4 protein-coding genes and 1 pseudogene are annotated in these 3,406 nt (G+C 70.5%); all 5 read left to right on the top strand.

Going from position 1 to position 3,406, the window contains the following annotated elements; all coding sequences use genetic code 11:
• Positions 1-299: pseudogene (locus B8460_RS21835) on the top strand (PLP-dependent aminotransferase family protein); the annotation flags it as partial.
• Positions 300-582: 283 nt separating this feature from the next.
• Complete coding sequence (locus B8460_RS09695; protein ID WP_048861394.1) at positions 583-1,065, top strand: MSMEG_0572/Sll0783 family nitrogen starvation response protein; 483 nt, start codon at positions 583-585, stop codon at positions 1,063-1,065.
• A gap of 25 nt (positions 1,066-1,090) precedes the next feature.
• Positions 1,091-2,116 carry a Nit6803 family nitrilase gene (locus tag B8460_RS09690; RefSeq protein WP_048861393.1) on the top strand — a complete coding sequence of 342 codons (1,026 nt, stop codon included), beginning with the start codon at positions 1,091-1,093 and terminating at the stop codon, positions 2,114-2,116.
• Positions 2,034-3,155, top strand: coding sequence for an MSMEG_0568 family radical SAM protein (locus tag B8460_RS09685; RefSeq protein ID WP_048861392.1), 1,122 nt, complete (start codon positions 2,034-2,036; stop codon positions 3,153-3,155). The genes B8460_RS09690 and B8460_RS09685 overlap by 83 nt, the downstream gene beginning before the upstream one ends.
• On the top strand, positions 3,152-3,406 hold a 255-nt coding region (locus tag B8460_RS09680), incomplete at its 3' end, for an MSMEG_0567/Sll0786 family nitrogen starvation N-acetyltransferase (RefSeq protein WP_373855781.1). The genes B8460_RS09685 and B8460_RS09680, both read left to right, overlap by 4 nt.

Below are 3,406 nucleotides of genomic sequence, written 5' to 3'. Positions count from 1 at the left end.
GGCAGGCGCTGGCGCGGGCGGTGCTGCCGGCGGACCTGCTGACCGCGCACCCCGACGGGCTGCATCTGTGGCTGCGGCTGCCGGCGCATTGGGGCCGGGCGGAGTTCGTGGCGCATGCGCGCGACCGCGGCCTCGCGCTGGTGCCGAGCGAGGCGTTTCACCTCAGCGGCAAGCCGCCGCATGCGGTGCGGGTGGCGCTGGGCGCCGCGTCCGACCATTACCGGCTGCGCGCCGCGCTGGAGGCGATCACGGAAGCGTTACGGGCGCCGATGCCGTCTTTCTTTGCGGACGTCGTTTGAGCGATACTCGGTAGCGCCGTGATACGGGCATATTGATATCAAATTAAGCAGACAAAGCTCATATAATAATCAATACCGACATACCCGCATACCGTTCGCCCGCTCCGTCAGCTTTGTATGGATCGTTACGACCGGCGCGTATGGATTGATCGCGTCGGTGTATGGCCATCCTGCCCGGAACGTATGCAGACCGGCAGGCGCGGCCCCTGGCACACCGGTTGCTGTCTGTCGAGGCGAGACGCGATCCCGCATCCCAGCCCCGCAGCCAGCCAGGAGCCAGCCCATGCCCGCCGTGACCAGGGAGCCCAACAAGACCGGCGACTACCTCGTCGACTACGAGGAAAAAGTTTTCGAGGACGTGAAGGCCGCGCCGGGCGAGAAGGCGCTGGTGACGTTTCATACCGTCGCGTTCGAGGGGTCGATCGGCCTCGTGAACATGTTGCAGGCGACACGGCTGCAACGGAAAGGGTTCGAGACGACGATCCTGCTGTACGGGCCGGGCGTGACGCTCGGGCTGCAGCGCGGGTTCCCCCGCCTTGGCGACGAGGCGTTCCCCGGCCACGGCAACTTCGCCAAGCAGCTGACGAAGTTCATGGACGAGGGCGGCAAGGTCTATGCCTGCCGCTTCGCCTTGCAGGCACTGTACGGCCACGGCGAGGGCGCGCTGGTGCCCGGCATACGGCCGATCAACCCGCTCGACGTGCTCGACCTCATCCTCCTGCACCGCCGCGACAACAGCTTCATGATCCACACGTGGACGCTGTAAGGGGCGACGCCGAGGGGCGACGCTGATGCCACGCACGGTGCGCGCGGCCGCGATCCAGCTGGCTCCGGTGCTCGACAGCGCCGACGGCACGGTGGAGCGCGTCTGCGCCGCCATCGCCGAGGCGGCGGGGAAGGGGGCGGAGCTGCTCGTCTTCCCCGAAACCTTCGTCCCGTACTACCCGTATTTCTCGTTCGTGCATCCGCCGGTCTCGATCGGCGCCAGGCACATGAAGCTGTACGAGGATTCGCCGAGCGTGCCGGGCCCGGCGACGGACGCGGTGGGCGCGGCCGCGCGCCGGCACGGCGTGCATGTCCTGCTCGGCGTCAACGAGCGCGACCACGGCTCGCTGTACAACGCGCAGCTGCTGTTCGACGCCGAGGGGCGTATCGTGCTGCACCGGCGCAAGATCACGCCGACGTTTCACGAGCGCATGATCTGGGGCCAGGGCGACGGGCGCGGGCTGCGCGTGGTGGACACCGCGCTCGGCCGCATCGGCGCGCTCGCGTGCTGGGAGCACTACAACCCGCTCGCGCGCGCCGCCCTGATGGCGCAGCACGAGGAAATCCATCTGGCGCAGTTCCCCGGCTCCATGGTCGGGCCGATCTTCGCCGACCAGATGGAGGTGACGATCCGCCATCACGCGCTGGAGTCCGGCTGCTTCGTCGTCAACGCCACCGGCTGGCTGACCGACGCGCAGCGCGCCGCCATCGCGCCCGACCCGGCGATGCACCGCGCGCTGCGCGGCGGCTGCTGCACGGCGATCGTCTCGCCCGAGGGCGCGCATCTTGCACCGCCGCTGCGCGAGGGCGAGGGCATGGTGATCGCCGACCTCGACATGTCGCTGATCGTCAAGCGCAAGCGGATGATGGACAGCGTCGGCCATTACGCGCGGCCCGAGCTGCTGTCCCTCGTCGTCGATGACGCCCCGCACGACATCGCGCGCTTCTCTTCCGCCAAGGACACGAGTGATGAGCCAGAGCGAGCCGAGCCCGACGCCGGACGACCGGACGCTGATCACGGATTTGCAGTCCTACGGGCTGCGTCTGGCTGATCCCGCCGCCGGCGTGCCGGCGCGTCGCGGCGGCGCCGGTCCGACCGACCACAAGGCGGTGACGATCGGCGGCCGCACCGTGATGGTGCCGGTGTTTAACGACGCCGCCGCCTCGCCCTTCACCGCGGGCCCCGCCGGGCCGGACGGGGAGAGCGTGGTGCTGCGCGACGGGCGGCCGGTCGGGCGCGTGGCGTTTCCCCGCACGCCGCGCTTCTATGCTTTGCAGACGCTGGACGGGGTGCCGTACTGGAAGATCGCGACCCTGCACGGGCGCGACGTGCTGGCGACGACGGTGCTGCAGACCTGCATCCGCTATGCCGACCGCGCGACGTCCTGCCAGTTCTGCGCCATCGGGCAGTCGCTGGCGGAGGGGCGCACGGTCGCGCACAAGACGCCGCAGCAGTTGGCCGAGGTCGCGCGCATGGCGGTGCTGCTCGACGGCGTGAAGCACATGGTGCTGACCACCGGCACGCCGAACGTGATCGACCGGGGTGCGGCGGTGCTGTGCGAGAGCGCGTTCGCGATCAAGGCGGCGATCGACCTGCCGATCCAGGGCCAGTGCGAGCCGCCGCGCGACCATGCGTGGTTCCGCCGCATGCACGCCGCCGGCATCGACAGCCTCGGCATGCATCTGGAAGCCGTCACGCCGGACGTGCGGGCGCGCATCATGCCCGGAAAGGCGACGGTGTCGATGGACCGCTACTACGACGCCTTCGCCGCCGCCGTGCCGGTGTTCGGGCGTGGGCAGGTGAGCACGTACATCCTCGCGGGTCTCGGCGACACGACGGAGGCGATCCTCGCGTGCTGCGAGCGGCTCGTCGGCCTCGGCGTCTATCCCTTCGTGGTGCCGTTCGTGCCGGTGGGCGGCACGCCGCTCGCGGCGCATCCGGCGCCGGACGCGGCGTTCATGCGCGCGATCCTGGGGCCGCTCGGCCGGATGCTGCGCGCGGGCGGGCTGCGTTCGGCGGAGATCAAGGCCGGGTGCGGGCGCTGCGGCGCGTGTTCGGCGCTGTCGGCGTTCGAGGAGGCGGCGCCATGATGATCCTGCCGCCGGAGCGGTTCCTGCCGGCCGAGTTCCGCGTGCGCATCGCCGCCGAACGGTGGGAGATCGCCGGCTGCCGCGCGCTGCGCCGCGCTGTGTTCTGCGACGAGCAGGGGCTGTTCGACGGCGACGACGCGGATGCGCGCGACGCGGATGCGATCCCGCTCGCCGCCGTCTCCTCGCTCGGCGTGTTGCAGGATCAGGTGGTCGGCACGGTGCGCATCCACGAGGACGCGCCGGGCGCGTGG

It is taken from the genome of Acidisphaera rubrifaciens HS-AP3 (assembly GCF_000964365.1).
Taxonomy (GTDB): Bacteria; Pseudomonadota; Alphaproteobacteria; order Acetobacterales; family Acetobacteraceae; genus Acidisphaera; species Acidisphaera rubrifaciens.
This window is presented reverse-complemented; position numbering and strand designations above follow the sequence as displayed.

What these genes read in the sequence shown, in the direction of transcription:
- B8460_RS09695 (WP_048861394.1), top strand. Translation starts at nt 583, where the DNA reads ATGCCCGCCGTGACCAGGGAGCCCAACAAGACCGGCGACTACCTCGTC.
- B8460_RS09690 (WP_048861393.1), top strand. Translation starts at nt 1,091, where the DNA reads ATGCCACGCACGGTGCGCGCGGCCGCGATCCAGCTGGCTCCGGTGCTC.
- B8460_RS09685 (WP_048861392.1), top strand. Translation starts at nt 2,034, where the DNA reads ATGAGCCAGAGCGAGCCGAGCCCGACGCCGGACGACCGGACGCTGATC.